Below are 23,437 nucleotides of genomic sequence, written 5' to 3' on the forward strand. Positions count from 1 at the left end.
GGAGCTTGCTCCCGCTGGGTTGCGCAGCAGACCCGAACCTGACATCTCGGTGTATCAGATGGATGCAGTCGCTGCTGTTGGGGCCGCTTCGCGCCCAGCGGGAGCAAGCTCCCTCGCCACGGGGGATCACGGTACAGGGCTGGCCGGTGCCTCAAGCTGATCCAGCGCCTTGTCCACCAGCAACTGGCACAACTCCACCAACTGATGAATCCCCAGCGCCACACTGCGCCGCGTACCCTCCACTTCAAAGGCCAGGTCCTCGGCCATGGCTTTGATTGAGGCCAAGTTTCGGAGGTGCTGGTCAATAGCGTGTCGGCGTCGGCTTTGGCGGTGACGGAAAACAGGCTGTCGATGCGCTGATCGGTGCTTGCTCTGAAGGCTTTGGGTTGAGGTAGTGATTGAGGGCGCCCTCGGCGGCGGCGCGGTCTTTGAGTAGGTCTTCGGTGGAATCGAAGCCGGAAAGAGGGTTGGTTTTGTTGAAGGGTGGATCGGGGACTGACTTATCCATATTCAATTCTCCTGCTTAAAGTTGGAGCCATCCCTGTGTCGTTTCCACGCGACAATAGGTGGCAGCGGTACGTGGGGTGGAAATACCGGTTAGCAGGACCCGGCCAGACCGAAGTCTGCCCACGCACAGCCGCCAAGACGCAGTTTGCAGACGAAACCAGACGTCGGCAACACGATGTTCAGCCATGCCACTGCTAAAGGTTCAGGTTTCCACACCCGGTCGCTGATTAGGCAGCGACGTTCAAAGGTTAGAGAGCCCACTTCCGAGGGACAACCCTAAAAAGCTGTGGGATGTTTCGTTTCGGGGCCGGTGATCCTTCCGACACAAATGAATGACTCATCACACTTCTCAGGCCGCTGCAAAACCCGTGGCGAGGGAGCTTGCTCCCGCTGGGCTGCGCAGCAGCCCCAAACCTGACACCTCGGCATGTCAGATGAATGGAGTCGCTGTTTTTAGGGCCGCTTCGCGCCCCAGCGGGAGCAAGCTCCCTCGCCACGATTTTGTGGTCGGCCAGCAATTCGAGGTTGGCCCTCAGGCCGCCATCGCGAGCAAGCTCGCTCCCACAAATGGATCAGGGTATGGCCGGAGAAACAGGTCGGCTGTTAGGCCGCCTTCGCGAGCAAGCCCGCTCCCACAGGGTAAACGCGATCCCACCAAGAACCAGGTCGGCTATCAGGCCGCCTCGTGGTGGGGTGGACGTTGATCTCGGCGCCCCGTTAACCACGATGGCCGAACGCAGGCATTGTGGAGTGGGCATCCCGGCATGGATGCCGGGATAGCCGCGCTGGACCATGGATGGTCCTTCGCGGCGGGCCCACGGAGCAATGCCGGAGTGAGGGCATGCCGAGCCTAAGCGAGGCACCGAGTGGTGGGGCAAAAGCGCTTTGGTTACTTTCGCGCTTTTCGAAAGTGACCCGCCGTAAGGGCGGAACCCTAAGTAGCCGTTACCGCAGCAATGGATATGTACTCAGCCAACAACATTCTGGCCGGCTGTCAGGCCGCCATCGCGAGCAAGCTTTGCTCCCACAAACCTGACAGGTGTACACCCGGAGGAAACAGGTCGGCTGCAAGGCTGCCTCGCGAGCAAGCTTTGCTCCCACAAACCTGACAGGTGTACACCCGGAGGAAACAGGTCGGCTGCAAGGCTGCCTCGCGAGCAAGCTTTGCTCCCACAAACCTGACAGGTGTACACCCGGAGGAAACAGGTCGGCTATAAGGCTGCCTCGCAAGCAAGCTTTGCTCCCACAAACCTGACAGGTGTACACCCGGAAGAAACAGGCCGGCTATAAGGCCGCCTCGTCCAAAGCACTATGCCCAAACCCAACAGTCCCCCTCACTTTTCGATATTTCCAACACCCCCACCCACAACGCTACTCTCCTGAAAACCGTCGCCACCCCCAAGGGATTTCATGGACAGAACCACCTTCAAACCACTTCTACTCACCCTAGCCCTGATCAGCAGCGCCCCAATGGCCCAGGCCGCCACCACCCTGGTCTACTGCTCCGAAGCCAGCCCCGCCGGATTCGACCCCAGCCAATACACCAGCGGCACCGACTTCGACGCCTCGGCCGAAACCGTCTTCAACCGCCTCACCCAATTCAAACGCGGCGGCACCGAGGTCGAACCTGGATTAGCCACGAGCTGGGACGTGTCGCCCGACGGCCTGGCCTACACCTTCCACCTGCGCGACGGCGTGAAGTTCCACACCACCGACTACTTCACCCCCTCCCGCGATTTCAACGCCGACGACGTGCTGTTCACCTTCCAGCGCCTGCTCGACCCACAACACCCGTTCCGCCAGGCCTACCCCACCGAATCGCCGTACTTCACCGACATGGGCCTTAACACCACGATCAAGAGCGTCGAGAAAGTCGACGAGCACACCGTGCGTTTCAACCTGAACAACGTCGATGCCGCCTTCGTGCAAAACCTGGCGATGAGTTTCGCCTCCGTGCAGTCCGCCGAATACGCAGCGCAGTTGTTGAAGGAAGGCCAGGCCGGCGACCTCAACCAGAAACCCGTCGGCACCGGGCCGTTCGTGTTCAAGCGCTACCAGAAGGACTCGCAGATCCGCTACGCCGCCAACACCGCGTACTGGAAACCCGAGGACGTGAAGCTCGACAACCTGATTTTCTCCATCACCCCGGACGCCGCCGTGCGCCTGCAAAAGCTCAAGCGCGGCGAATGCCAGGTCAGTGGCTACCCACGCCCGGCCGACATCGAAGTGATCGAACAGGATCCGAACCTGCAAGTGCTCAAGCAGCCCGGTTTCAACCTGGGCTTCCTCGCCTACAACGTCACCCACCCGCCCCTGGACCAGCTCAAGGTCCGCCAGGCGCTGGACATGGCCATCGACAAGCCGGCGATCATCAAGGCTGTGTACCAGAGCGCCGGGCAACTGGCGCAGAACGCCCTGCCACCGGCCCAGTGGTCGTTCGACCCGAGCATCCAGGACGCGCCCCACGACGTGACCAAGGCCAAGGCGCTACTGAAGGAGGCCGGGGTTGCGCCCGGTACAACCATCAATTTATGGGCGATGACGGTGCAGCGCGCCTCCAACCCCAATGCGCGAATGTCTGCGCAGATGATCCAGCAGGATTGGGCCAAGATCGGGATCAAGGCCAACATCGTCAGTTATGAATGGGGCGAGTACATCAAGCGTGCAAAAAATGGCGAGCATGATGCAATGATTTACGGCTGGACCGGTGACAACGGCGACCCCGACAACTGGCTGGGGGTGCTGTACAGCTGCGCGGCGGTCAAGGGCAGCAACTACGCCAAGTGGTGCGACCCGGCGTATGACCGCTTGATCCAGCAGGCCAAAGTCTCGACAGACCGCCAGAAACGGATCGATTTGTACCAACAAGCGCAGAAAATCCTCAAGCAACAGGTGCCGATCACCCCGATCGCCAACTCCACGGTATTTCAGCCGATAAACAGACAAGTGGTGGACTTCAAACTCAGCCCATTCGGCCTCACACCCTTCTACGGCGTGGGTTTGAAGAAGTAACACCCGCCCATTTCCGGTGCGTTACAACCACATAGCGCACCGGGAAAGGGCGCTATTTGCCCCGAAAAAACACGCGCAAACGATCAAATGCGCCGAAAGTTACACAGATGCGACATTAAGGTACGTTCGTGCCACTGTTTCGGACTTGTGACCGCTCTGGATCTTGCATTGGGTATGGGGCCTGCATAAGTATCCGCAGGACGACTCACGAGGTCGCCCTCAAATCCAAAAATGACAACAAATCATGAGGCCAACATGCTTAAACAAGCGGTCATTCCGTTTTTAGTCGGCGCAAGCTTATTAGCCAGCGCACCTTTCGCCCAAGCCGCGACTAACCTGGTGTTCTGCTCCGAAGGAAGCCCGGCCGGTTTTGACCCTGGTCAGTACACCACCGGAACCGACTTCGACGCCTCTGCAGAGACCATGTTCAACCGCCTGACCCAGTTCGAGCGTGGCGGCACCGCCGTGATTCCTGGCCTGGCGACCAAATGGGATATTTCCGAAGACGGCCTGACTTATACCTTTCACCTGCGTGAAGGCGTCAAGTTCCACACCACCCCGTACTTCAAGCCGACCCGCGAATTCAACGCCGACGATGTGTTGTTCACCTTCAATCGGATGATCAACAAGGACGACCCGTTCCGTAAGGCCTACCCGACCGAATTCCCGTACTTCACCGACATGGGGATGGACACCAACATCACCAAGATCGATAAAGTCGACGACCACACCGTCAAGTTCACCCTCAAGGATGTCGACGCTGCGTTCATCCAGAACATGGCCATGAGCTTCGCCTCGATCCAGTCCGCCGAATACGCCGCCCAGTTGCTCAAGGAAGGCAAGGCCTCCGACATCAACCAGAAGCCGGTCGGCACCGGCCCGTTCGTGTTCAAGAGCTACCAGAAAGACTCCAACATCCGCTACACCGGGAACAAGGACTACTGGAAGCCTGACGACGTGAAGATCGACAACCTGATCTTCGCCATCACCACCGACCCGTCGGTGCGCATGCAAAAGCTCAAGAAAAACGAATGCCAGATTACCCTCTTCCCACGCCCGGCCGACCTCAAGGCCCTGAAGGAAGACAAGGCACTGAAGATGCCTGACCAGGCGGGTTTCAACCTGGGCTACATCGCTTATAACGTGATGGACAAGATCAAGGGCAGCAACGAGCCGAACGTGCTGGCCGACCTGAAGGTCCGCCAGGCACTGGACATGGCGGTCAACAAGCCGCAGATCATCGACTCGGTCTACCAGGGCGCCGGCCAACTGGCCGTCAACGCCATGCCGCCGACCCAATGGTCCTACGACACCACCATCAAGGACGCCAAGTACGACCCTGAGAAAGCCAAGGAGCTGCTCAAGGAAGCCGGCGTCAAGGAAGGCACCAACATCACCCTGTGGGCGATGCCGGTCCAGCGTCCGTACAACCCGAACGCCAAGCTGATGGCTGAAATGCTGCAGTCCGACTGGAAGAAGATCGGCCTGAACGTCAACATCGTCAGCTACGAATGGGGCGAGTACATCAAGCGTTCCAAAGGCGGCGAGAACCAGGCGATGATCATCGGCTGGAGCGGTGACAACGGTGACCCGGACAACTGGCTCAACGTGCTGTTCGGCTGCGACTCGCTGGCCGGCAACAACTTCTCCAAATGGTGCGACAAGAAATTCGATGGCCTGGTCAAGGAAGCCAAGCGCACCACCGACCAGTCCAAACGCACCGAACTGTACAAACAGGCACAACACGTCCTCAAGGATGCCGTGCCAATGACACCTATCGCTCACTCGACGGTGTATCAACCCATGCGCGCCAACGTGCAGGACTTCAAGATCAGCCCATTTGGCTTGAACTCCTTCTACGGCGTCAGCGTCAGCAAATAAGGTGACCTGTGGCGAGGGAGCTTGCTCCCGCTGGGCTGCGTAGCAGCCCCTCTTTTGAGCGCGATGGCGGTGTACCAACAACGCCATCGCGAGCAGGGCTCGCTCCCACGGCATGCCGTTGCTTTAAGCCAAGACCAAGGAAAACGCCTACATCCAAAAGCACTGCGTACCACAGCAGTTGGTTTGGGACGTATCGCCTTTTCCCACAAGTCTTTCAGGCATTACGCATTTACCGCCCGGCCTACGGCTCATACCGTCGGCACTTGGACGACTTGCCAGCCCTGCGGCATCGCTACGCAATGGAATGAGCTCAGTGCTCCGGACCTGTCCCCGGAAGAACACCGGTTCACTGTTAAAACACCCCGAACGAGAGAGGGAGCGTCATGCGCCATACCTTGGTTTTATCCGCATTGCTGGGCACCGGCCTGCTGGCCGCCACATCCGCAGCCCAAGCCGCCGGCGGCAGCCTGGTGTTCTGTTCCGAAGGCAGCCCCGCCGGTTTCGACACCGCGCAATACACCACGGCCACCGACAACGATGCCGCCGAACCGCTGTACAACCGCCTGGCCGAGTTCGAAAAAGGCGCGACCAACGTCGTCCCGGGCCTGGCCACCAGTTGGGACATTTCCGAAGACGGCTTGAAGTACACCTTCCACCTGCGCGAAGGGGTGAAATTTCACACCACCGACTACTTCAAGCCGACCCGGGATTTCAACGCCGACGATGTGTTGTTCACCTTCAACCGCATGCTTGATCCGCAGCATCCGTTCCGCAAGGCCTACCCCACTGAGTTCCCCTATTTCAACGGCATGAGCCTGAACAAGAACATCGCCAAGGTGGAAGCGACGGGGCCGTTGACCGTGGTCATGACCCTCAACAGCGTGGACGCCGCGTTCATCCAGAACATCGCCATGAGTTTCGCCGCGATCCTCTCGGCCGAATACGCCGACCAGTTGCTCAAGGGCGGCAAGCCGAGCGACATCAACCAGAAGCCGATCGGCACCGGGCCGTTCGAGTTCAAGAGCTACCAGAAAGACTCCAACATCCGCTACGTTGCCAACCAGCAATACTGGGCGCCGGAACGGGTCAAGTTGAACAACCTGATCTTCTCCATCAACACCGATGCCTCGGTGCGGGTACAGAAGCTCAAGGCCAACGAGTGCCAGATCACCCTGCATCCGCGTCCCGCCGACGTGCCGGCCTTGAAGAACGACCCCAAGCTGCAACTGATCGAGAAGCCCGGCTTCAACCTGGGCTACATCGCCTATAACACCCGCCACAAGCCGTTCGACCAGGTCGAAGTACGCCGGGCGCTGGACATGGCGGTGAACAAGCAAGGCATTCTCAATGCCGTGTACCAGGGCGCGGGGCAACTGGCGGTCAACGCCATGCCACCGACGCAGTGGTCCTACGACGACACCATCAAGGACGTGCCCTACAACCCGGAAAAAGCCAAGGAGTTGCTCAAGGCCGCCGGGGTCAAGGAAGGCACCGAAATCACCCTCTGGGCCATGCCCGTGCAACGTCCGTACAACCCTAACGCCAAGCTGATGGCCGAGATGCTCCAGGCCGACTGGGCGAAGATCGGCCTGAAAGTGAAGATCGTAAGCTACGAATGGGGCGAATACATCAAGCGCACCAAGAACGGCGAGCACGACATCAGCCTGATCGGTTGGACCGGTGACAACGGGGACCCGGACAACTGGCTGGGCACGCTGTACAGCTGTGATGCCATTGGTGGCAACAACTACTCCATGTGGTGTGACCAGGACTACGACAAGCTGATCAAGCAGGCCAAGGTCGTCACCGACCGCGACCAGCGCACCGTGCTCTACAAACAGGCCCAGCAGTTGCTCAAGCAGCAAGTGCCGATCACCCCTGTTGCCCACTCGACGGTCAACCAGCCGCTGAGTGCCAAAGTCGAAGGGTTCAAAGTCAGCCCCTTCGGTCGCAACGTGTTCTCGGGCGTCAGCCTGAACCCATAACCGTATAGCCACGCAGCGAGGGTTTCCTTTGGAAGCCCTCAGGCAGCCGTCTTGCCTTAATTCGCCGATCAGGCGTCATGCAAACGTTTGCCAGCTGTGAATGAGTTGCAAAAACCAATAGCCGTATCACCTAAAGACCGGCATTAATAAAGAAAGAAAAGGAGCGTTACCCATGAAACTGAGCAGCACCGCGATATTGGCCCTGGCCATCAGCAGTATCACCGCAACAGCGTTTGCAGAATCCCAGAGCCAGGACTTCGTTCCGACCGAACTGGCGAGCACCAGCGCTCAATCCGAAGCCAAGGGTTTCCTCGATGGCCAAAGCCTGTCAGGCACCACGCGTAACTGGTACGCCAATGAGCTGCTGAAGCGGGGCAATTTCAGTTATCAGAAACACGGCGAGACGCGTCCCACCGATCGTCGTATCAACTGGGTTCAGGGCACCATCCTCAACTACACCTCGGGCTTTACCCAAGGCACCGTAGGCTTCAGTACCGAAGTCGCTGCCTACAACGCCGTGGTCCTGGACCGCAGCCGCAAGGATATCGCCAACGGCGGTAACCGTACGCTGGCCGAGAACAACGGCGACGCCGTGGACCAATGGAGCAAGCTGGGCCTGGCCAACGTCAAGGCGCGGGTTTCCAATACCACGCTGACCGCCGGTCGCCAGAACTTCAGCACCCCGATCGTCGACGTCATCGGTAACCGTGCGCTGCCTTCGAGCTTCGAAGGTGTAAGCCTGCACAGCGAAGAGTTCAGCAACCTGTCGTTCGACGCCGGCGTGTTTGACCGCGTATCGCCACGGACCGAACAGAGCCTGTCGAAATTCCGCTCCGAATACACCAACAACAATGCTGAAACCGATAAGGTCAGCGTCGTCGGCCTGAACTATCAGCCGCTCAAGAGCCTGAAGACCAGCCTGTACGCATCCAAGGTCGAAGATTTCTGGAATCAGTACTACTTCGGCGCCACCCACGAATTGGGCGACGCATCGGTGCTGGCGCTGACGACCGGTCTGAACTACTACAAGACCGTGGATGAAGGCAAAAAAGAGATGGGTGAAATCGACAACGATACCTACTCTCTGTCGCTGGGCCTGACCCACCAGGCTCACAGCTTGACGTTCTCTTACCAGGCCGTGAACGGTAACGAATACTTCGACTACCTGCACGAAACCAACGGCATCTACCTGGCCAACTCCCTGCTGTCGGACTTCAACGGCCCGAACGAGAAATCCTTCCAGATCGCCTACGGCATCAACATGGCCGAATACGGCGTGCCAGGCCTGAAGTTCAACGTCTACCGCGCTCGCGGCTGGGGCATCGACGGCACCCACTACACTGGCACCGCCTATGACGTACGCGGCCTGAACGACGAAAACCACTATGAAACCGGCGTCGGCGCGTCCTATGCCGTACAAAGCGGCCCTCTGAAGGCCACCGCAATTCGTGCCACCTACACAGAACACCGCTCCAGCCGCAATCAACTCGATGGCAGCATCAACGAGTTCCGCCTGGTCACCACCATCCCGTTCAACATTCTCTAAACTGCCACCGGGCGGTCGACTCACAAGGTCGCCCGCCCGGTCTTTTGCCATTGACCCGATTGCAGAGGATTGACGATGAACATGATTCCCCTACGCGCCGCCATCGCCGCCGCGCTGCTGAGCGTCGCCGTTGGCGCCACGGCCAAACCCCTGGTGGTTTGCACAGAAGCCAGCCCGGAAGGCTTCGACATGGTCCAGTACACGACTGCAGTCACCGCCGATGCCGTGGCGGAAACCATTTTCAATCGCCTGGCCGACTTCAAGCCCGGCACCACCGAGGTGATTCCGGCCCTGGCCGAATCCTGGGACATCAGTGACGATGGCCTGACCTATACCTTCCACCTGCGCAAGGGCGTCAAGTTCCACACCACCGAATACTTCAAGCCGACCCGCGACATGAACGCCGACGACGTGGTCTGGAGCTTCCAGCGCCAGCTGGACCCGAACCACCCGTGGCACAAACTGTCGAGCGTGGGCTTCCCCTACTTTGAAAGCATGGGCTTCAAGGAACTGCTCAAAAGCGTCGAGAAAGTCGACGAGCACACGGTCAAGTTCAGCCTGACCCGCCGCGAAGCGCCGTTCCTGGCCGACATCGCCATGGCCTTCTCCTCGATCTACCCGGCCGAATACGCCGACCAGTTGCTCAAGGCAGGCAAGGCTGGCGACCTCAACAGCAAGCCGGTCGGCACCGGGCCGTTCGTCTTCCAGCGCTACAACAAAGATGCCCAGGTGCGCTTCAAGGCCAACCCGGACTACTTCCGTGGCAAGCCGCCGGCCGATGCCCTGGTATTGGCCATCGCCACCGACAACAACGTGCGCATGCAGAAACTCAAGACCAACGAGTGCCAGATCGCGCTGTACCCCAAACCCGATGACATCCCCAGCATCAAGAAAGACCCGAACCTGAAGGTCACTGAACTGGACGCGATGACTGTCTCCTATACCGCCCTGAACACCAGTCACAAATACATGAGCGATGTGCGGGTGCGCAAAGCCATCGACCTGGCCTTCGACAAGGAAGCCTACGTCAACGCGCTATTCGGCAAAGGCAACGCCACCGTGGCGGTCAACCCGTACCCGCCAACCCTGCTGGGTTTTAACCACGACCTGAAGAACCCGACCCGCGACCTGGACAAAGCCCGCCAGTTGCTCAAGGAAGCCGGCGTGCCGGAAGGCACCGTGTTCACCCTGTTCACCCGCAACGGCGGCGGCCCGACCAACCCCAACCCGATGCTCGGCGCGCAGATGATGCAGGCGGACCTGGCGAAGGTCGGGATCAAAGTCGACATCCGCGTGATGGAATGGGGCGAAATGCTCAAGCGCGCGAAAAACGGCGAACACGATATGGTGTCCGCCGGATGGGCGGGTGATAACGGCGACCCGGATAACTTCCTGACGCCTATGCTCAGTTGCGAGGCGGCCAAGAACGGCGAAAACTACGCGCGCTGGTGCAACGAGAAATTCCAGGCGCTGCTCGACCAGGCACGCGCCACAGTGAACCCCGAGGAGCGCGCCAAGCTCTATGAACAGGCCCAGGTGATTTTCAACCAGGACCAACCGTGGATCAGCATGGCCCACACCCGGATGTTCACTGCAATGCGCAACAACGTAGAGGGCTATGTGATCAGCCCGCTCACCACCAACAACTTCGCCACCACCCAGGTGAAGTAGATAAGAAAACGCCCGGTATCCCTTATCCGAGGGCTACCGGGCACGCCTAACCGGCTGATGAGGTACACCTGAAGATGTTTAGTTTTATTGCCCGCCGACTGGGATTACTGATCCCCACGTTCTTCGGCATCACCTTGCTGACCTTCGCGTTGATTCGCATGATCCCCGGCGACCCCGTGGAAGTGATGATGGGCGAACGTCGGGTCGATCCCGAAATGCATGCACAGGCAATGGAACGCCTTGGCCTCAATAAACCGCTGTATGCCCAGTACCTGGACTACATCGGCAAACTGGCCCACGGCGATCTCGGCGAATCGCTGCGTACCCGTGAAAGCGTATGGACCGAGTTCAGCTCACTGTTTCCCGCGACCCTGGAACTGTCCATGGCCGCCCTGTTGTTCGCCGGTATCCTGGGCCTTTTGGCCGGGGTGATCGCGGCACTCAAGCGAGGATCCCTGTTCGACCATGGGGTGATGGGCATCTCCCTGGCGGGGTATTCGATGCCGATCTTCTGGTGGGGCCTGATCCTGATCATGTTCTTCTCGGTGTCCCTGGGCTGGACGCCGGTGTCGGGACGGATCGACCTGCTCTACGACATCGAACCAAAAACCGGCTTCATGCTGATCGACACGCTGCTGGCCGACGAGCCGGGCGCGTTCCTCGATGCGCTGCATCACCTGATCCTGCCGGCCATCGTGCTGGGCACCATTCCGCTGGCGGTCATCGCCCGCATGACCCGCTCCTCGATGCTCGAAGTGCTGCGTGAAGACTACATCCGTACCGCCCGCGCCAAGGGCCTGTCGCCGTCGCGCGTGGTGTTCGTGCATGGCCTGCGCAACGCACTGATCCCGGTACTGACCGTGGTCGGCCTGCAAGTCGGCACGCTGCTGGCCGGTGCGGTCCTGACCGAAACGATCTTCTCCTGGCCGGGCATCGGCAAGTGGCTGATCGAAGCCATCGGCGCCCGGGACTACCCTGTGGTGCAGAACGGCATCCTGTTAATCGCCTGCCTGGTGATTCTGGTCAACTTCGTCGTGGACATCCTCTACGGCTTTGCCAACCCACGCATCCGTCACCAGCGCTGAGATCAAAACCATGAGTACTCCAACTACCGCGGTAGCAGTCGATCAAAGCCTGCTGTACCCGTCCCCGTACAAAGAATTCTGGCAGGCGTTTTCCCGCAACAAGGGCGCCGTGGCCGGGCTGCTGTTCATGATCCTGATCGTGTTCTGCGCGATCTTCGCGCCGTGGGTCGCGCCCCATGACCCGAGCGAGCAATACCGCGACTTCCTGCTGACGCCGCCGGCCTGGCTTGAAGGCGGGCAGATCCAGTTCCTGCTGGGCACCGACGAACTGGGCCGCGACTTGCTGTCGCGCCTGATCCAGGGTTCGCGGCTGTCGCTGCTGATCGGTCTGTCGTCGGTGGTGATGTCGCTGATCCCTGGCATCCTGCTGGGGCTGTTCGCCGGCTTCTTCCCGCGCTTGCTCGGCCCAACCATCATGCGTTTGATGGACATCATGCTCGCCCTGCCTTCGCTGCTGCTGGCCGTGGCGATCGTCGCCATCCTCGGCCCAGGTCTGATCAACACCGTGATCGCCATCGCCATCGTGTCGCTGCCGTCCTACGTGCGCCTGACCCGCGCCGCCGTGATGGGCGAACTGAACCGCGACTACGTGACTGCCGCGCGCCTGGCCGGTGCCGGCCTGCCGCGCCTGATGTTCATCACCGTGCTGCCCAACTGCATGGCACCGCTGATCGTCCAGGCGACCCTGAGCTTTTCCTCGGCCATCCTCGACGCCGCCGCCCTGGGCTTCCTCGGCCTTGGCGTGCAGCCGCCCACCCCAGAGTGGGGCACCATGCTGGCCTCGGCCCGCGACTACATCGAACGCGCCTGGTGGGTCGTGAGCCTGCCTGGCTTGACCATTTTGCTCAGCGTGCTGGCAATCAACCTGATGGGCGACGGGCTGCGCGATGCGCTGGACCCGAAACTCAAGAATGCCGCCTGAGGAGATTCCCATGTCACTGCTAGAAATCAAGAATCTCAATGTCCGCTTCGGCGACGCCACCGCCGTGCCGGTGGTCGACGGCCTGGACCTGAGCGTGGAAAAAGGCGAAGTCCTGGCGATCGTCGGCGAATCGGGGTCGGGTAAATCCGTGACCATGATGGCGCTGATGGGCCTGATCGAGCATCCCGGCATCGTCACCGCCGATGCGCTGAACTTCGACGGCAAGAACATGCTCAAGCTGAGCAACCGCCAGCGCCGGCAGATCGTCGGCAAGGACCTGGCGATGGTGTTCCAGGATCCGATGACCGCGCTCAACCCCAGCTACACCGTGGGCTTCCAGATCGAAGAAGTGCTGCGCCTGCACCTGAAGATGTCCGGCAAGGCCGCCCGAAAGCGCGCCATCGAGCTGCTGGAAAAGGTCGAGATCCCCGGCGCCTCCAGCCGCATGGACGCCTACCCGCATCAACTGTCCGGCGGCATGAGCCAGCGCGTGGCGATTGCCATGGCGATTGCCGGCGAGCCAAAGCTGCTGATCGCCGACGAACCGACCACCGCCCTCGACGTGACCATCCAGGCGCAGATCATGGACCTGCTGCTGGCCCTGCAAAAAGAGCAAAACATGGGCCTGGTGCTGATCACCCACGATTTGGCCGTGGTGGCTGAAACCGCCCAGCGCGTGTGCGTGATGTACGCCGGCCAAGCCGTGGAAGTGGGCCAGGTGCCGCAGCTGTTCGACATTCCGGCCCACCCCTACAGCGAAGCGCTGCTGGCGGCGATTCCAGAACACAGCATGGGCGCCGAACGCCTGGCGACCTTGCCCGGCATCGTCCCCGGTCGCTATGACCGTCCGCAAGGCTGCCTGCTGTCGCCGCGCTGCCCGTACGTGCAGGACAACTGCCGTCAACAACGCCCGGCCCTCGATCCGAAATCCAACAGCCTCGCCCGCTGCTTCTACCCGTTGAACCAGGAGGTGGCGTGATGGCCGTCGTACTTACCGCCCGTGACCTGACCCGTCATTACGAAGTGTCCCGTGGCATGTTCAAGGGCCATGCGACCGTGCGCGCCCTCAACGGTGTGTCGTTCGAACTCGAAGCCGGCAAGACCCTGGCCGTGGTCGGTGAATCCGGTTGCGGCAAATCCACCCTCGCCCGGGCCCTGACGCTGATCGAAGAACCGTCCGCCGGCTCCTTGAAAATCGCCGGCCAGGAAGTGGCCGGCGCCAACAAGGCCGAACGCAAGCAATTGCGCAAAGACGTGCAGATGGTGTTCCAGAGCCCCTATGCGTCCCTTAATCCGCGGCAGAAAATCGGTGATCAACTGGCCGAGCCGTTGCTGATCAACACCAATCTGTCGGCCACCGAGCGGCGGGAAAAAGTCCAGGCGATGATGAAGCAGGTGGGCTTGCGCCCCGAGCATTACCAGCGCTACCCGCACATGTTCTCCGGCGGCCAGCGCCAACGCATCGCCCTGGCCCGCGCCATGATGCTGCAACCCAAGGTGCTGGTGGCGGACGAACCGACCTCCGCGCTGGACGTGTCGATCCAGGCTCAGGTGCTGAACCTGTTCATGGACTTGCAGCAGGAATTCAACACCGCCTACGTGTTCATCTCCCACAACCTGGCGGTGGTGCAGCATGTGGCCGACGACGTGATGGTGATGTACCTCGGCCGCCCGGTGGAAATGGGCCCCAACGAGTCCATCTACAGCCGCCCGCTGCACCCGTACACCCAGGCGCTGCTGTCGGCCACCCCGACCATCCACCCGGACCCGAACAAGCCGAAGATCAAAATCGTCGGCGAACTGCCCAACCCGCTCAACCCACCGTCCGGCTGCGCCTTCCACAAGCGCTGCCCGTACGCCACCGAGCGCTGCAAAACCGAAGAACCGGCATTGCGCTTGCTCGATAACCGGCAGGTGGCGTGTCACTACGCGGAGCAATTCCTCGAAGGCGCGGCGTAACAGCCGGCACTTGCGATAAACCGTGGCGAGGGAGCTTGCTCCCGCTGGGCAGCGCAGCGGACCCTCTTTTTTGGGCCTGCTGCGCAGTCCAGCGGGAGCAAGCTCCCTCGCCACGAGTCATGCAACGAAGATGAAAAAAAACCCCTTCAGCCCGATCAAGCATCGATCAGGCGGAAGGGGTTTTCTTTTACCTGAAATCTAAGTCTGGCTATCACCTTCATCGTCGGCATCGGGATCATCATCAATCGTCGAGTCGTCATTGTCTTGATCGCCAGGCTGCTGTTCTTCAGTCGCGGCCAGCATCAACTCACCCTGGGCCACCTGTCCGCTCGCCGCGTGCTTCTCATGCTCATCGCATTCCGCCCACACAGCCGTAGACCCCAGGGACAGCATCACCAACACCTTCAGCAAAAACATCATGCGTAGCAGCTTATTCATAGCCAATTCCTTCTTTTCCGGATAAAGCCGGGGCCTGACGGCGCTCAAGAAAATCTAGTTCTGAACAGGCCGGTTCACCAGATAAGACGCTGTCGAACCACCAGAAATGCCCCTGCCCGACAGATTGGTTTCGAATAAGTATTATCTCCAAATCTACTAACGCCTGGAGTCCGTGTGGGAGCAAGGCTTGCCCGCGATGGCACCAGTACATTCAACGCTCCCCGCTATCGCGAGCAAGCTTTGCTCCCACAGAGATATCTGTGCCAAACACAAGTTTCTTGCCCACTGAAGATCCAGTGTGGGAGCGAGCTTGCTCGCGATGGCGGTGGCACATCCAACATCCAGGCAAGCTGACCCGCCGCTATCGCGAGCAAGCTCGCTCCCACAGGGAATCTGTGCCAAACACAAATTTCTTGCCCACTGAAGATCCAGTGTGGGAGCGGGCTTGCCCGCGATGGCGGTGGCACATCCAACATCCAGGCAAGCTGACCCACCGCTATCGCGAGCAAGCTCGCTCCCCCAGGGGATCTGTGCCGGACACAAATTTTTTGCCCGCTGAAGATCCAATGTGGGAGCGGGCTTGCCCGCGATGGCGGTGGCACATCCAACATCCAGGCAAGCTGACCCGCCGCTATCGCGAGCAAGCTTTGCTCCCACAGAGGGATCTGTGCCAAACACAAATTTTTTGCCCGCCGAAGATCCAGTGTGGGAGCGAGCTTGCTCGCGATGGCGGTGGCACATCCAACATCCAGGCAATCTGACCCACCGCTATCGCGAGCAAGCTCGCTCCCACAGTGAGTTATTTATGTTCAGGGCACGGGACAAGCCATAAAAAACCCCCGCTGTTTTCGCAACGGGGGTTTTGATTTGCAGCTCAGCGTTTAGTGATGCTCACGCGTCGCGCGGAATTTCACATCCGGCCAGCGCTCTTCCATCAGCGCCAGGTTGACCCGGGTGGGCGCCAGGTAGGTCAGGTGACCGCCGCCATCCAGCGCGAGGTTTTCCACGGCCTTGTTGGAAAATTCCTCGAGCTTTTTCTTGTCGCCGCATTCGACCCAACGGGCGGAATACACGGTGATCGGCTCATAAGAGCACTCAACCTTGTATTCCTCTTTCAAACGGCTGGCGACGACGTCGAACTGCAGCACACCGACGGCACCGAGGATGATGTCGTTGCTGCGCTCCGGGAAGAACACCTGGGTGGCGCCCTCTTCGGCCAGTTGCTGGAGGCCCTGGCGCAGTTGCTTGGACTTGAGCGGGTCCTTCAGGCGGACGCGGCGGAACAGTTCCGGGGCGAAGTGCGGGATACCAGTGAAGCCCAAGGCTTCGCCTTCGGTGAAGGTGTCGCCGATCTGGATGGTGCCGTGGTTGTGCAGGCCGATGATGTCACCGGCGAAGGCTTCTTCCAGTTGTTCGCGTTCCGAGGAGAAGAAGGTCAAGGCGTCGCCGATGCGCACGTCCTTGCCGGTGCGCACGTGGCGCATCTTCATGCCTTTTTCGTATTTGCCGGAGCAGATGCGCATGAAGGCGATGCGGTCGCGGTGCTTGGGGTCCATGTTCGCCTGGATCTTGAACACGAAGCCTGCGAACTTCTCTTCCACCGGTTCCACGGTGCGCTCGTTGGCGACACGTGGCAGTGGGCGCGGGGCCCAATCGACCACGGCGTCGAGCACATGGTCGACACCGAAGTTGCCCAAGGCGGTCCCGAAGAACACCGGGGTCAGTTGGCCGTCGAGGAATTCCTGTTGGTTGAACTCGTGGCAGGCGCCCTGTACCAGTTCCAGTTGCTCGACAAAACGATCGTACTCGTCGCCCAGATGCGCGCGGGCCTCGTCGGAGTCGAGCTTCTCGATGATCTTGACTTCGGTGCGCTCGTGCCCGTGACCGGCGGTGTAGACGATGATGTAGTCGTCGGCCAGGTGGTACACGCCCTTGAAGTCGCGGTAGCAACCGATCGGCCAGGTGATCGGCGCCGCCTTGATCTTCAGGACCGCTTCGATCTCGTCGAGCAGTTCGATCGGGTCACGGATGTCGCGGTCGAGTTTGTTGATGAAGCTGACGATCGGCGTGTCCCGCAGACGGCAGACATCCATCAGCGCGATGGTCCGTGGCTCGACGCCTTTACCGCCGTCGAGGACCATCAAGGCCGAGTCCACCGCGGTCAGGGTGCGGTAGGTGTCTTCGGAGAAGTCTTCGTGGCCCGGGGTGTCGAGCAGGTTGATCATGTGATCGCGATACGGGAATTGCATGACCGACGTGGTAATGGAAATACCCCGTTGTTTTTCCATTTCCATCCAGTCGGAGGTGGCATGGCGGTCGGACTTGCGAGATTTCACCGTGCCAGCGACCGCAATCGCCTTGCCCATCAGCAAGAGCTTTTCGGTGATGGTGGTCTTACCGGCATCGGGGTGGGAAATAATGGCGAAAGTGCGGCGTTTCGCGACTTCGGCGGCCTGTTTGGTCATGGGAAATCGCCTGGCAGGTGATTCAAAAAAGGGCGGCGATTATAGCTCAACTTGAACCAGGAACCGAACCGTTGAGCACATCAAGGGTGGCCAGATATTGCCCAGCATGGGAACCTTTCGCCGCGTGGAGGCGTCCACCACCCTGTTACGGCTATTCGTCAGGGTCTGAAAAATCAGCAAGTTAGCCTGACGAGGCTGCGCTCATGGCTCGATTTATCTGCCGTTTTACCGGCATCGAAAAGAGCTGCTTCTCGCGAACGTCTTGTCCCGACAGCCAGCAATGGCCTGCCACACGGGACTGCGTGCGCCGACTGAAACAAAAAGGAGTCCGCCTGTGGCTATCCGCTATGGCAAAGGGCTTATCGGGGGTGCGGTCGTCGTCGCGCTCCTGGCCCTGTTGGTCCACTGGATCGGCATCGATACGATCCAACATTACCGCGACGATCTGTTGTTTTACCTGCAAGCGCACCTGATGCTTGTACTGGCCTCCATGCTGGCGGCCCTGATTGTCGGCATCCCCGCCGGCATCGCCCTCAGCCGCCCTGGCCTGGTCGGGCGCGCCGAACGCTTCATGCAAGTGTTCAACATCGGCAATACCGTGCCGCCCCTGGCCGTGCTGGCCATCGCCCTGGGTATCCTGGGCATCGGCAGCGGGCCGGCCATCTTCGCCCTGTTCCTCGCCTCGCTGCTGCCCATCGTGCGCAACACCTATGAAGGCCTGAAGAATGTACAGGGCTCCCTCAAGGAAGCCGCCGTCGGCATCGGCATGACCCCGCGCCAGGTGCTGTGGAAAGTCGAATTGCCCAACGCCGTGCCGATCATCGTCGGCGGCGTGCGCGTAGCCCTGGCGATCAACGTCGGCACCGCGCCCCTGGCGTTCCTGATTGGCGCCAACAGCCTCGGCAGCCTGATCTTCCCCGGCATCGCCTTGAACAACCAGCCGCAGCTGCTGCTCGGCGCGGCCTGCACCGCCCTCTTGGCACTGCTGCTCGACGGCCTGGTGACACTGGCCAGCCGTCTCTGGCTGGAACGCGGTCTGCGACCGTCATAAGCCCGGCTGGATAAAGGAAATCGTTTATGAAGAAGTTGAGCTTGATATTGGGCTGTGTCCTGCTGTTCGCAGGGTTCGCCCAAGCGGCTGAAAAACCGCTGATCCGCCTCGGCGCCCGAGTGTTCACCGAACAGACGCTGCTGGCGGAAATCACCGCGCAATACCTGCGCGATAAAGGTTATGACGCGCAAATCACCGGCGGCCTGGGCAGCACCCTGGCCCGCAGTGCCCATGAGACCGGGCAATTGGACATGCTGTGGGAATACACCGGCGTGTCGCTGGTGTCCTACAACCATGTCACGGAAAAACTCGACAGCGCCCAGTCCTACGCCCGGGTGAAAGAACTCGACGCCAAAAAAGGCCTGGTCTGGCTCGCACCGTCGAAATTCAGCAACACCTTCGCCCTGGCCCTGCCGGAAAAGGTTGCGCAGAAATATCCGCAAATCAACACCATCAGCCAATTGAACACGGTGTTGCAAGCCGAAGCCGATGACAATCATCTGGTGGCCCTGGACACCGAGTTCGCCAACCGTTCCGACGGCCTGGCGGGCATGGTCGAGCAGTACGGCATGAACCTCACCCGCAAGAATATCCGGCAGATGGACGCAGGCCTGGTCTACACCGCCCTGCGCAACAGTCAGGTGTTCGCCGGCCTGGTCTACACCACCGACGGCCGGCTCAACGCCTTCAAACTGAAGTTGCTGGAAGACGACAAGCATTACTTCCCCGATTACACCGCCGCGCCGGTAGTACGCCAGGTGTTCCTCGACGCGCACCCACAACTGGCTGCGCAGCTCAAGCCCCTGACCGAACTGTTCGACGACGCAACCATGCGCCAGCTCAACGCCCGCGTGGACGTCGATCATGAAAGCCCCTCCGCCGTTGCCGCCGATTTCCTGCGCCAACATTCGCTGCTCTCAACCCAATGACCTGGAGGAAAAGCCATGGATTTTCTTGACGCCTTTTCCCATCTGGACTGGCCGCTGGTGCTGCACCTGACCTGGCAGCACATCACCCTGGTGGGCATCGCCGTGACCCTGGCGATTATCGTCGGTGTGCCGCTGGGCATTTTCATGACCCGCTTCCCGGCGCTCGCCGGCCCCTTGCAGGCCAGCGCCACGGTGCTGCTGACAATTCCGTCGATTGCCCTGTTCGGCCTGCTGCTGCCGTTCTATTCCAAGTTCGGCCAGGGCCTGGGGCCAATGCCAGCGATCACCGCAGTGTTTCTCTATTCGCTGTTGCCGATCATGCGTAACACCTACCTGGCCCTGACCGGCGTAGAACCGGGCATCCGTGAAGCCGCCCGCGGCATCGGCATGACCTTCGTCCAGCGCCTGCGCATGGTCGAACTGCCCATCGCCGTGCCGGTGATCCTGGCCGGCGTACGCACCGCCGTGGTCATGAACATCGGCGTCATGACCATCGCCGCCACCATCGGCGCCGGTGGCCTGGGCGTGCTCATCCTCGCTTCCATCAGCCGCAGCGACATGTCGATGCTGATCGTCGGCGCCGTGCTGGTCAGTCTCCTGGCCATCTTCGCCGACCTGCTTCTGCAATGGCTGCAACGCTCGCTGACTCCTAAAGGACTTCTCAAATGATCGAACTTCAAAACCTCAGCAAAACCTTCAAGAGCAACGGCAAAGACGTCAAGGCCGTGGACTCGGTGAACCTGACCGTCAACGAAGGCGAGATCTGCGTGTTCCTCGGGCCGTCGGGCTGTGGCAAAAGCACCACGCTGAAGATGATCAACCGGCTGATCCCACCCACCTCGGGCAAGGTGTTGATCAACGGCGAAGACACCACCGGCCTGGACGAAGTGACCCTGCGCCGTAACATCGGCTACGTGATCCAGCAGATCGGCCTGTTCCCGAACATGACCATCGAGGAAAACATCACCGTCGTCCCGCGCCTGCTCGGCTGGGACAAGCAGAAATGCCACGACCGCGCCCGCGAATTGATGAGCATGATCAAGCTCGAACCCAAGCAGTACCTGCATCGCTACCCCCGTGAACTGTCGGGCGGCCAGCAGCAGCGGATCGGCGTGATCCGGGCCTTGGCGGCCGATGCGCCGCTGTTGCTGATGGACGAACCTTTCGGCGCGGTCGATCCGATCAACCGCGAGATGATCCAGAACGAGTTCTTCGAGATGCAACGGGCGCTGAACAAGACCGTGATCATGGTCAGCCACGACATCGACGAGGCCATCAAGCTGGGGGACAAGATCGCGATCTTCCGCGCCGGCAAGCTGGTCCAGTGCGATCACCCGGACACGTTGCTGGCGCATCCGGCCGACGAGTTCGTCAGCAACTTCGTCGGCCAGGACAGCACGCTCAAGCGCCTGTTGCTGGTCAAGGCCGAAGACGCCGCCGACAACGCCCCGTCGGTCAGCCCCGAAACGCCGGTGAGTGAGGCGCTGGAGTTGATGGACGAGCATGACCGGCGCTACGTGGTGGTCACCTGTGCCGAGAACAAGGCCCTGGGCTATGTACGCCGTCGCGACCTGCATCGCCAGACCGGCACGTGCGACCAATACCTGCGCGAATTCAACGCCACTGCCGCCTACGACGAACACCTGCGGATCCTGCTGTCGCGCATGTACGAGTTCAACCGTTCGTGGCTGCCGGTGCTGGATGCCGAACGGGTGTTCCTCGGTGAGGTGACCCAGGAGTCGATTGCCGAGTACCTGAGTTCCGGTAAGTCCCGTGGGGGCAAGACCAGCATTGTCTCGCCGGCCGAGACAGCGTTGGCCTGACTGACGCCTTCGCGAGCAAGCCCGCTCCCACATTAGATCTGCATCGACCGGCAATTTGTGCTTGAACACAGCCCAGTGTGGGAGCGGGCTTGCTCGCGAATGGGGCTGCACAAATACCCCTGAAACACCTCAAAAACAACTTCAACGGGAACATCAATCTGTCACGCAGGTCGGTTACATCATGAGCTGTCGCGGGCCGCACGACGGATGTGTGCAAAAACGCGACATTTTTAGTTGATCTCAGGCCCCTCACGCCCTAAAGTTCGCGCCGAACGTCCATGCTGGAAACGATCCATCCGGCTCAAGTACTGACGACGAGACAGCAAGGCCAAGGGAATCACGCATCCCATGGCCTTTTTGCTTTCGGCGACATGCCTTGGGAAGTAGGCGAACCAAAGTGGGGATACGGAGGACGTTCACGAAGGCTGCTAGCCTTCACACCCATTGATCCTGATGTTTGCCAGTAGGAGTCCCAAGTATGTCGATCCAGGTCGAAGATTATTTCGCGCGCGAAACCTTCCAGAAAATGAAAGCGTTCGCCGACAAGCAGGAAACCCCGTTCGTGGTGATCGACACCGCGATGATCTCCCAGGCCTATGACGACCTGCGCGCCGGTTTCGAATTCGCCAAGGTCTACTACGCCGTCAAGGCCAACCCGGCGGTGGAAATCATCGACCTGCTCAAGGAAAAAGGCTCGAACTTCGACATCGCCTCGATCTATGAGCTGGACAAGGTCATGAGCCGTGGCGTGGGCCCGGAGCAGATCAGCTACGGCAACACCATCAAGAAATCCCGTGACATCCGCTACTTCTACGAGAAGGGCGTGCGCCTGTATGCCACCGACTCCGAAGCCGACCTGCGCAACATCGCCAAGGCCGCGCCGGGCTCGAAAGTCTATGTGCGGATCCTCACCGAAGGCTCGACCACCGCTGACTGGCCGTTGTCGCGCAAGTTCGGCTGCCAGACCGACATGGCCATGGACCTGCTGATCCTGGCTCGCGACCTGGGCCTGGTGCCGTACGGCATTTCGTTCCACGTCGGCTCGCAACAGCGCGACATCAGCGTCTGGGACGCCGCCATCGCCAAGGTCAAGGTGATCTTCGAACGCCTGAAAGAAGAGGATGGCATCGTTCTGCAGTTGATCAACATGGGCGGTGGCTTCCCGGCCAACTACATCACCCGCACCAACAGCCTGGAGACCTACGCCGAGGAAATCATCCGTTTCCTCAAGGAAGACTTCGGTGACGACCTGCCGGAAATCATCCTGGAGCCGGGCCGTTCGTTGATCGCCAACGCCGGTATCCTGGTCAGCGAAGTGGTGTTGGTGGCGCGTAAGTCCCGTACCGCTGTCGAGCGTTGGGTGTACACGGATGTGGGCAAGTTTTCCGGCCTGATCGAAACCATGGACGAAGCCATCAAGTTTCCGATCTGGACCGAGAAGAAAGGTGAGATGGAAGAAGTGGTCATCGCCGGGCCGACCTGCGACAGCGCTGACATCATGTATGAGAACTACAAGTACGGGTTGCCGTTGAACCTGGCTATTGGGGATCGGCTGTACTGGTTGTCGACTGGGGCTTATACCACTAGCTATAGCGCGGTGGAGTTCAATGGCTTTCCGCCGCTGAAATCGTTTTACGTGTGATGCGCTTGGGGCTTGAACCTTTGTAGTTCTGTTGCGTAATAAAAACGGCGCTTTTTTCAGAAATGGAAAGCGCCGTTTTTTTTGGGGTTTTTGAGAGGGTTATTTTGCCGTGCGGTTGGTGTGTATATCCGTTATTTCGGTAACGGCGGCTTATGGTTCCGCCCTTACGGCGGGTCACTTTCGAAAAACGCGAAAGTAACCAAAGCGCTTCTGCCCCACCACTCGGCACCTCGCCTAGGCTCGGTGTGCCCTCACTCCGGCATTGCTCCGTGGGCCCGCCGCGAAGGGCCATCCATGGCCCAGCGCGGCTATCCCGGCATCCATGCCGGGATGCCCACTCCACAATGCCTGCGTTCGGCCAGCGTGGTTAACGGGGCGCCCGAGATCAACGTCCACCGCGAGGCGGCCTGATAGCCGACCTGGCTCTCCCGGTCGTACACCCATCAGATCTGTAGGAGCAAAGCTTGCTCGCGAGGCGGCCTGACAGCCGATCTGGCTCTCCCGGTCGTACACCCATCGGA

18 protein-coding genes are annotated in these 23,437 nt (G+C 60.2%); 14 read left to right on the forward strand and 4 right to left on the reverse strand.

The annotated features are described in order from the left end of the window. Positions 1-126: 126 nt before the first annotated feature. Positions 127-285: a DUF6124 family protein gene (locus tag AC3A5O_RS18515; RefSeq protein ID WP_487753531.1), complete on the reverse strand. Its 159-nt coding sequence runs from the start codon at positions 283-285 to the stop codon at positions 127-129. 16 nt (positions 286-301) lie between these two features. Then, entirely contained in the window at positions 302-508 is a 207-nt protein-coding gene (locus tag AC3A5O_RS18520) for a hypothetical protein (protein WP_487753532.1), read from the reverse strand. A gap of 1,409 nt (positions 509-1,917) precedes the next feature. On the opposite strand from AC3A5O_RS18520, the gene AC3A5O_RS18525 reads away from it, so the two are divergent. From AC3A5O_RS18525 to AC3A5O_RS18565, 9 genes are all read left to right on the forward strand, one after another. Next, positions 1,918-3,519, forward strand: coding sequence for an ABC transporter substrate-binding protein (locus AC3A5O_RS18525; protein ID WP_305469721.1), 1,602 nt, complete (start codon positions 1,918-1,920; stop codon positions 3,517-3,519). A 255-nt stretch (positions 3,520-3,774) separates the two neighbouring features. Further along, positions 3,775-5,400, forward strand: coding sequence for an ABC transporter substrate-binding protein (locus tag AC3A5O_RS18530; protein ID WP_122569173.1), 1,626 nt, complete (start codon positions 3,775-3,777; stop codon positions 5,398-5,400). Between the two features lie 383 nt (positions 5,401-5,783). Beyond that, on the forward strand, positions 5,784-7,385 hold the full coding sequence (locus AC3A5O_RS18535; protein ID WP_487753533.1) for an ABC transporter substrate-binding protein: 1,602 nt from the start codon (positions 5,784-5,786) through the stop codon (positions 7,383-7,385). A 172-nt stretch (positions 7,386-7,557) separates the two neighbouring features. After that, positions 7,558-8,931, forward strand: a complete 1,374-nt coding sequence (locus AC3A5O_RS18540; RefSeq protein ID WP_305469716.1) for an OprD family porin — start codon at positions 7,558-7,560, stop codon at positions 8,929-8,931. A 75-nt stretch (positions 8,932-9,006) separates the two neighbouring features. Further along, positions 9,007-10,602, forward strand: a complete 1,596-nt coding sequence (locus AC3A5O_RS18545) for an ABC transporter substrate-binding protein (RefSeq protein ID WP_305469713.1) — start codon at positions 9,007-9,009, stop codon at positions 10,600-10,602. 74 nt (positions 10,603-10,676) lie between these two features. Then, the gene (locus AC3A5O_RS18550; RefSeq protein WP_014336601.1) at positions 10,677-11,687 is read left to right on the forward strand and encodes an ABC transporter permease subunit; all 1,011 of its coding nucleotides are present in this window, start codon (positions 10,677-10,679) and stop codon (positions 11,685-11,687) included. A 10-nt stretch (positions 11,688-11,697) separates the two neighbouring features. After that, positions 11,698-12,609, forward strand: coding sequence for an ABC transporter permease subunit (locus tag AC3A5O_RS18555; protein WP_053118415.1), 912 nt, complete (start codon positions 11,698-11,700; stop codon positions 12,607-12,609). A gap of 10 nt (positions 12,610-12,619) precedes the next feature. Further along, on the forward strand, positions 12,620-13,588 hold the full coding sequence (locus AC3A5O_RS18560; RefSeq protein ID WP_487753534.1) for an ABC transporter ATP-binding protein: 969 nt from the start codon (positions 12,620-12,622) through the stop codon (positions 13,586-13,588). Continuing rightward, a complete protein-coding gene (locus AC3A5O_RS18565) occupies positions 13,588-14,568 on the forward strand; it encodes a peptide ABC transporter ATP-binding protein (RefSeq protein ID WP_122569168.1) in 981 nt (326 codons plus the stop codon). Before AC3A5O_RS18560 ends, AC3A5O_RS18565 begins: the two co-directional genes overlap by 1 nt. A gap of 198 nt (positions 14,569-14,766) precedes the next feature. Here AC3A5O_RS18565 and AC3A5O_RS18570 read toward each other — a convergent pair whose 3' ends face one another. Together AC3A5O_RS18570 and AC3A5O_RS18575 are read right to left on the reverse strand one after the other, a co-directional pair. Next, positions 14,767-15,006 (reverse strand): hypothetical protein, encoded by a 240-nt coding sequence (locus AC3A5O_RS18570; protein ID WP_122569166.1) that lies wholly within the window; start codon positions 15,004-15,006, stop codon positions 14,767-14,769. Between the two features lie 881 nt (positions 15,007-15,887). Then, complete coding sequence (locus AC3A5O_RS18575) at positions 15,888-17,471, reverse strand: peptide chain release factor 3 (RefSeq protein ID WP_122569164.1); 1,584 nt, start codon at positions 17,469-17,471, stop codon at positions 15,888-15,890. Positions 17,472-17,805: 334 nt separating this feature from the next. Here AC3A5O_RS18575 and AC3A5O_RS18580 point away from each other — a divergent pair, with 334 nt between their 5' ends. From AC3A5O_RS18580 to AC3A5O_RS18600, 5 genes are all read left to right on the forward strand, one after another. Beyond that, positions 17,806-18,522 carry an ABC transporter permease gene (locus tag AC3A5O_RS18580; protein ID WP_305469707.1) on the forward strand — a complete coding sequence of 239 codons (717 nt, stop codon included), beginning with the start codon at positions 17,806-17,808 and terminating at the stop codon, positions 18,520-18,522. Between the two features lie 26 nt (positions 18,523-18,548). After that, positions 18,549-19,451 carry a glycine betaine ABC transporter substrate-binding protein gene (locus AC3A5O_RS18585; RefSeq protein ID WP_122569162.1) on the forward strand — a complete coding sequence of 301 codons (903 nt, stop codon included), beginning with the start codon at positions 18,549-18,551 and terminating at the stop codon, positions 19,449-19,451. 15 nt (positions 19,452-19,466) lie between these two features. Continuing rightward, entirely contained in the window at positions 19,467-20,120 is a 654-nt protein-coding gene (locus AC3A5O_RS18590; RefSeq protein ID WP_305469705.1) for an ABC transporter permease, read from the forward strand. Then, complete coding sequence (locus tag AC3A5O_RS18595) at positions 20,117-21,274, forward strand: osmoprotectant ABC transporter ATP-binding protein OsmV (RefSeq protein WP_122569160.1); 1,158 nt, start codon at positions 20,117-20,119, stop codon at positions 21,272-21,274. The genes AC3A5O_RS18590 and AC3A5O_RS18595 overlap by 4 nt, the downstream gene beginning before the upstream one ends. Positions 21,275-21,752: 478 nt before the next feature. Beyond that, a complete protein-coding gene (locus AC3A5O_RS18600; protein WP_122569159.1) occupies positions 21,753-22,916 on the forward strand; it encodes a type III PLP-dependent enzyme in 1,164 nt (387 codons plus the stop codon). The last annotated feature ends 521 nt before the right edge of the window (positions 22,917-23,437 follow it).

The organism is Pseudomonas sp. Soil_N_39 (assembly GCF_057655955.1).

Excerpts from the sequence above, each read along its gene's own strand:
- AC3A5O_RS18520 (WP_487753532.1), bottom strand. The coding sequence starts at position 508 with ATGGATAAGTCAGTCCCCGATCCACCCTTCAACAAAACCAACCCTCTT.
- AC3A5O_RS18525 (WP_305469721.1), top strand. The coding sequence starts at position 1,918 with ATGGACAGAACCACCTTCAAACCACTTCTACTCACCCTAGCCCTGATC.
- AC3A5O_RS18530 (WP_122569173.1), top strand. The coding sequence starts at position 3,775 with ATGCTTAAACAAGCGGTCATTCCGTTTTTAGTCGGCGCAAGCTTATTA.
- AC3A5O_RS18535 (WP_487753533.1), top strand. The coding sequence starts at position 5,784 with ATGCGCCATACCTTGGTTTTATCCGCATTGCTGGGCACCGGCCTGCTG.
- AC3A5O_RS18540 (WP_305469716.1), top strand. The coding sequence starts at position 7,558 with ATGAAACTGAGCAGCACCGCGATATTGGCCCTGGCCATCAGCAGTATC.
- AC3A5O_RS18545 (WP_305469713.1), top strand. The coding sequence starts at position 9,007 with ATGAACATGATTCCCCTACGCGCCGCCATCGCCGCCGCGCTGCTGAGC.
- AC3A5O_RS18550 (WP_014336601.1), top strand. The coding sequence starts at position 10,677 with ATGTTTAGTTTTATTGCCCGCCGACTGGGATTACTGATCCCCACGTTC.
- AC3A5O_RS18555 (WP_053118415.1), top strand. The coding sequence starts at position 11,698 with ATGAGTACTCCAACTACCGCGGTAGCAGTCGATCAAAGCCTGCTGTAC.
- AC3A5O_RS18560 (WP_487753534.1), top strand. The coding sequence starts at position 12,620 with ATGTCACTGCTAGAAATCAAGAATCTCAATGTCCGCTTCGGCGACGCC.
- AC3A5O_RS18565 (WP_122569168.1), top strand. The coding sequence starts at position 13,588 with ATGGCCGTCGTACTTACCGCCCGTGACCTGACCCGTCATTACGAAGTG.
- AC3A5O_RS18570 (WP_122569166.1), bottom strand. The coding sequence starts at position 15,006 with ATGAATAAGCTGCTACGCATGATGTTTTTGCTGAAGGTGTTGGTGATG.
- AC3A5O_RS18575 (WP_122569164.1), bottom strand. The coding sequence starts at position 17,471 with ATGACCAAACAGGCCGCCGAAGTCGCGAAACGCCGCACTTTCGCCATT.
- AC3A5O_RS18585 (WP_122569162.1), top strand. The coding sequence starts at position 18,549 with ATGAAGAAGTTGAGCTTGATATTGGGCTGTGTCCTGCTGTTCGCAGGG.
- AC3A5O_RS18590 (WP_305469705.1), top strand. The coding sequence starts at position 19,467 with ATGGATTTTCTTGACGCCTTTTCCCATCTGGACTGGCCGCTGGTGCTG.
- AC3A5O_RS18595 (WP_122569160.1), top strand. The coding sequence starts at position 20,117 with ATGATCGAACTTCAAAACCTCAGCAAAACCTTCAAGAGCAACGGCAAA.
- AC3A5O_RS18600 (WP_122569159.1), top strand. The coding sequence starts at position 21,753 with ATGTCGATCCAGGTCGAAGATTATTTCGCGCGCGAAACCTTCCAGAAA.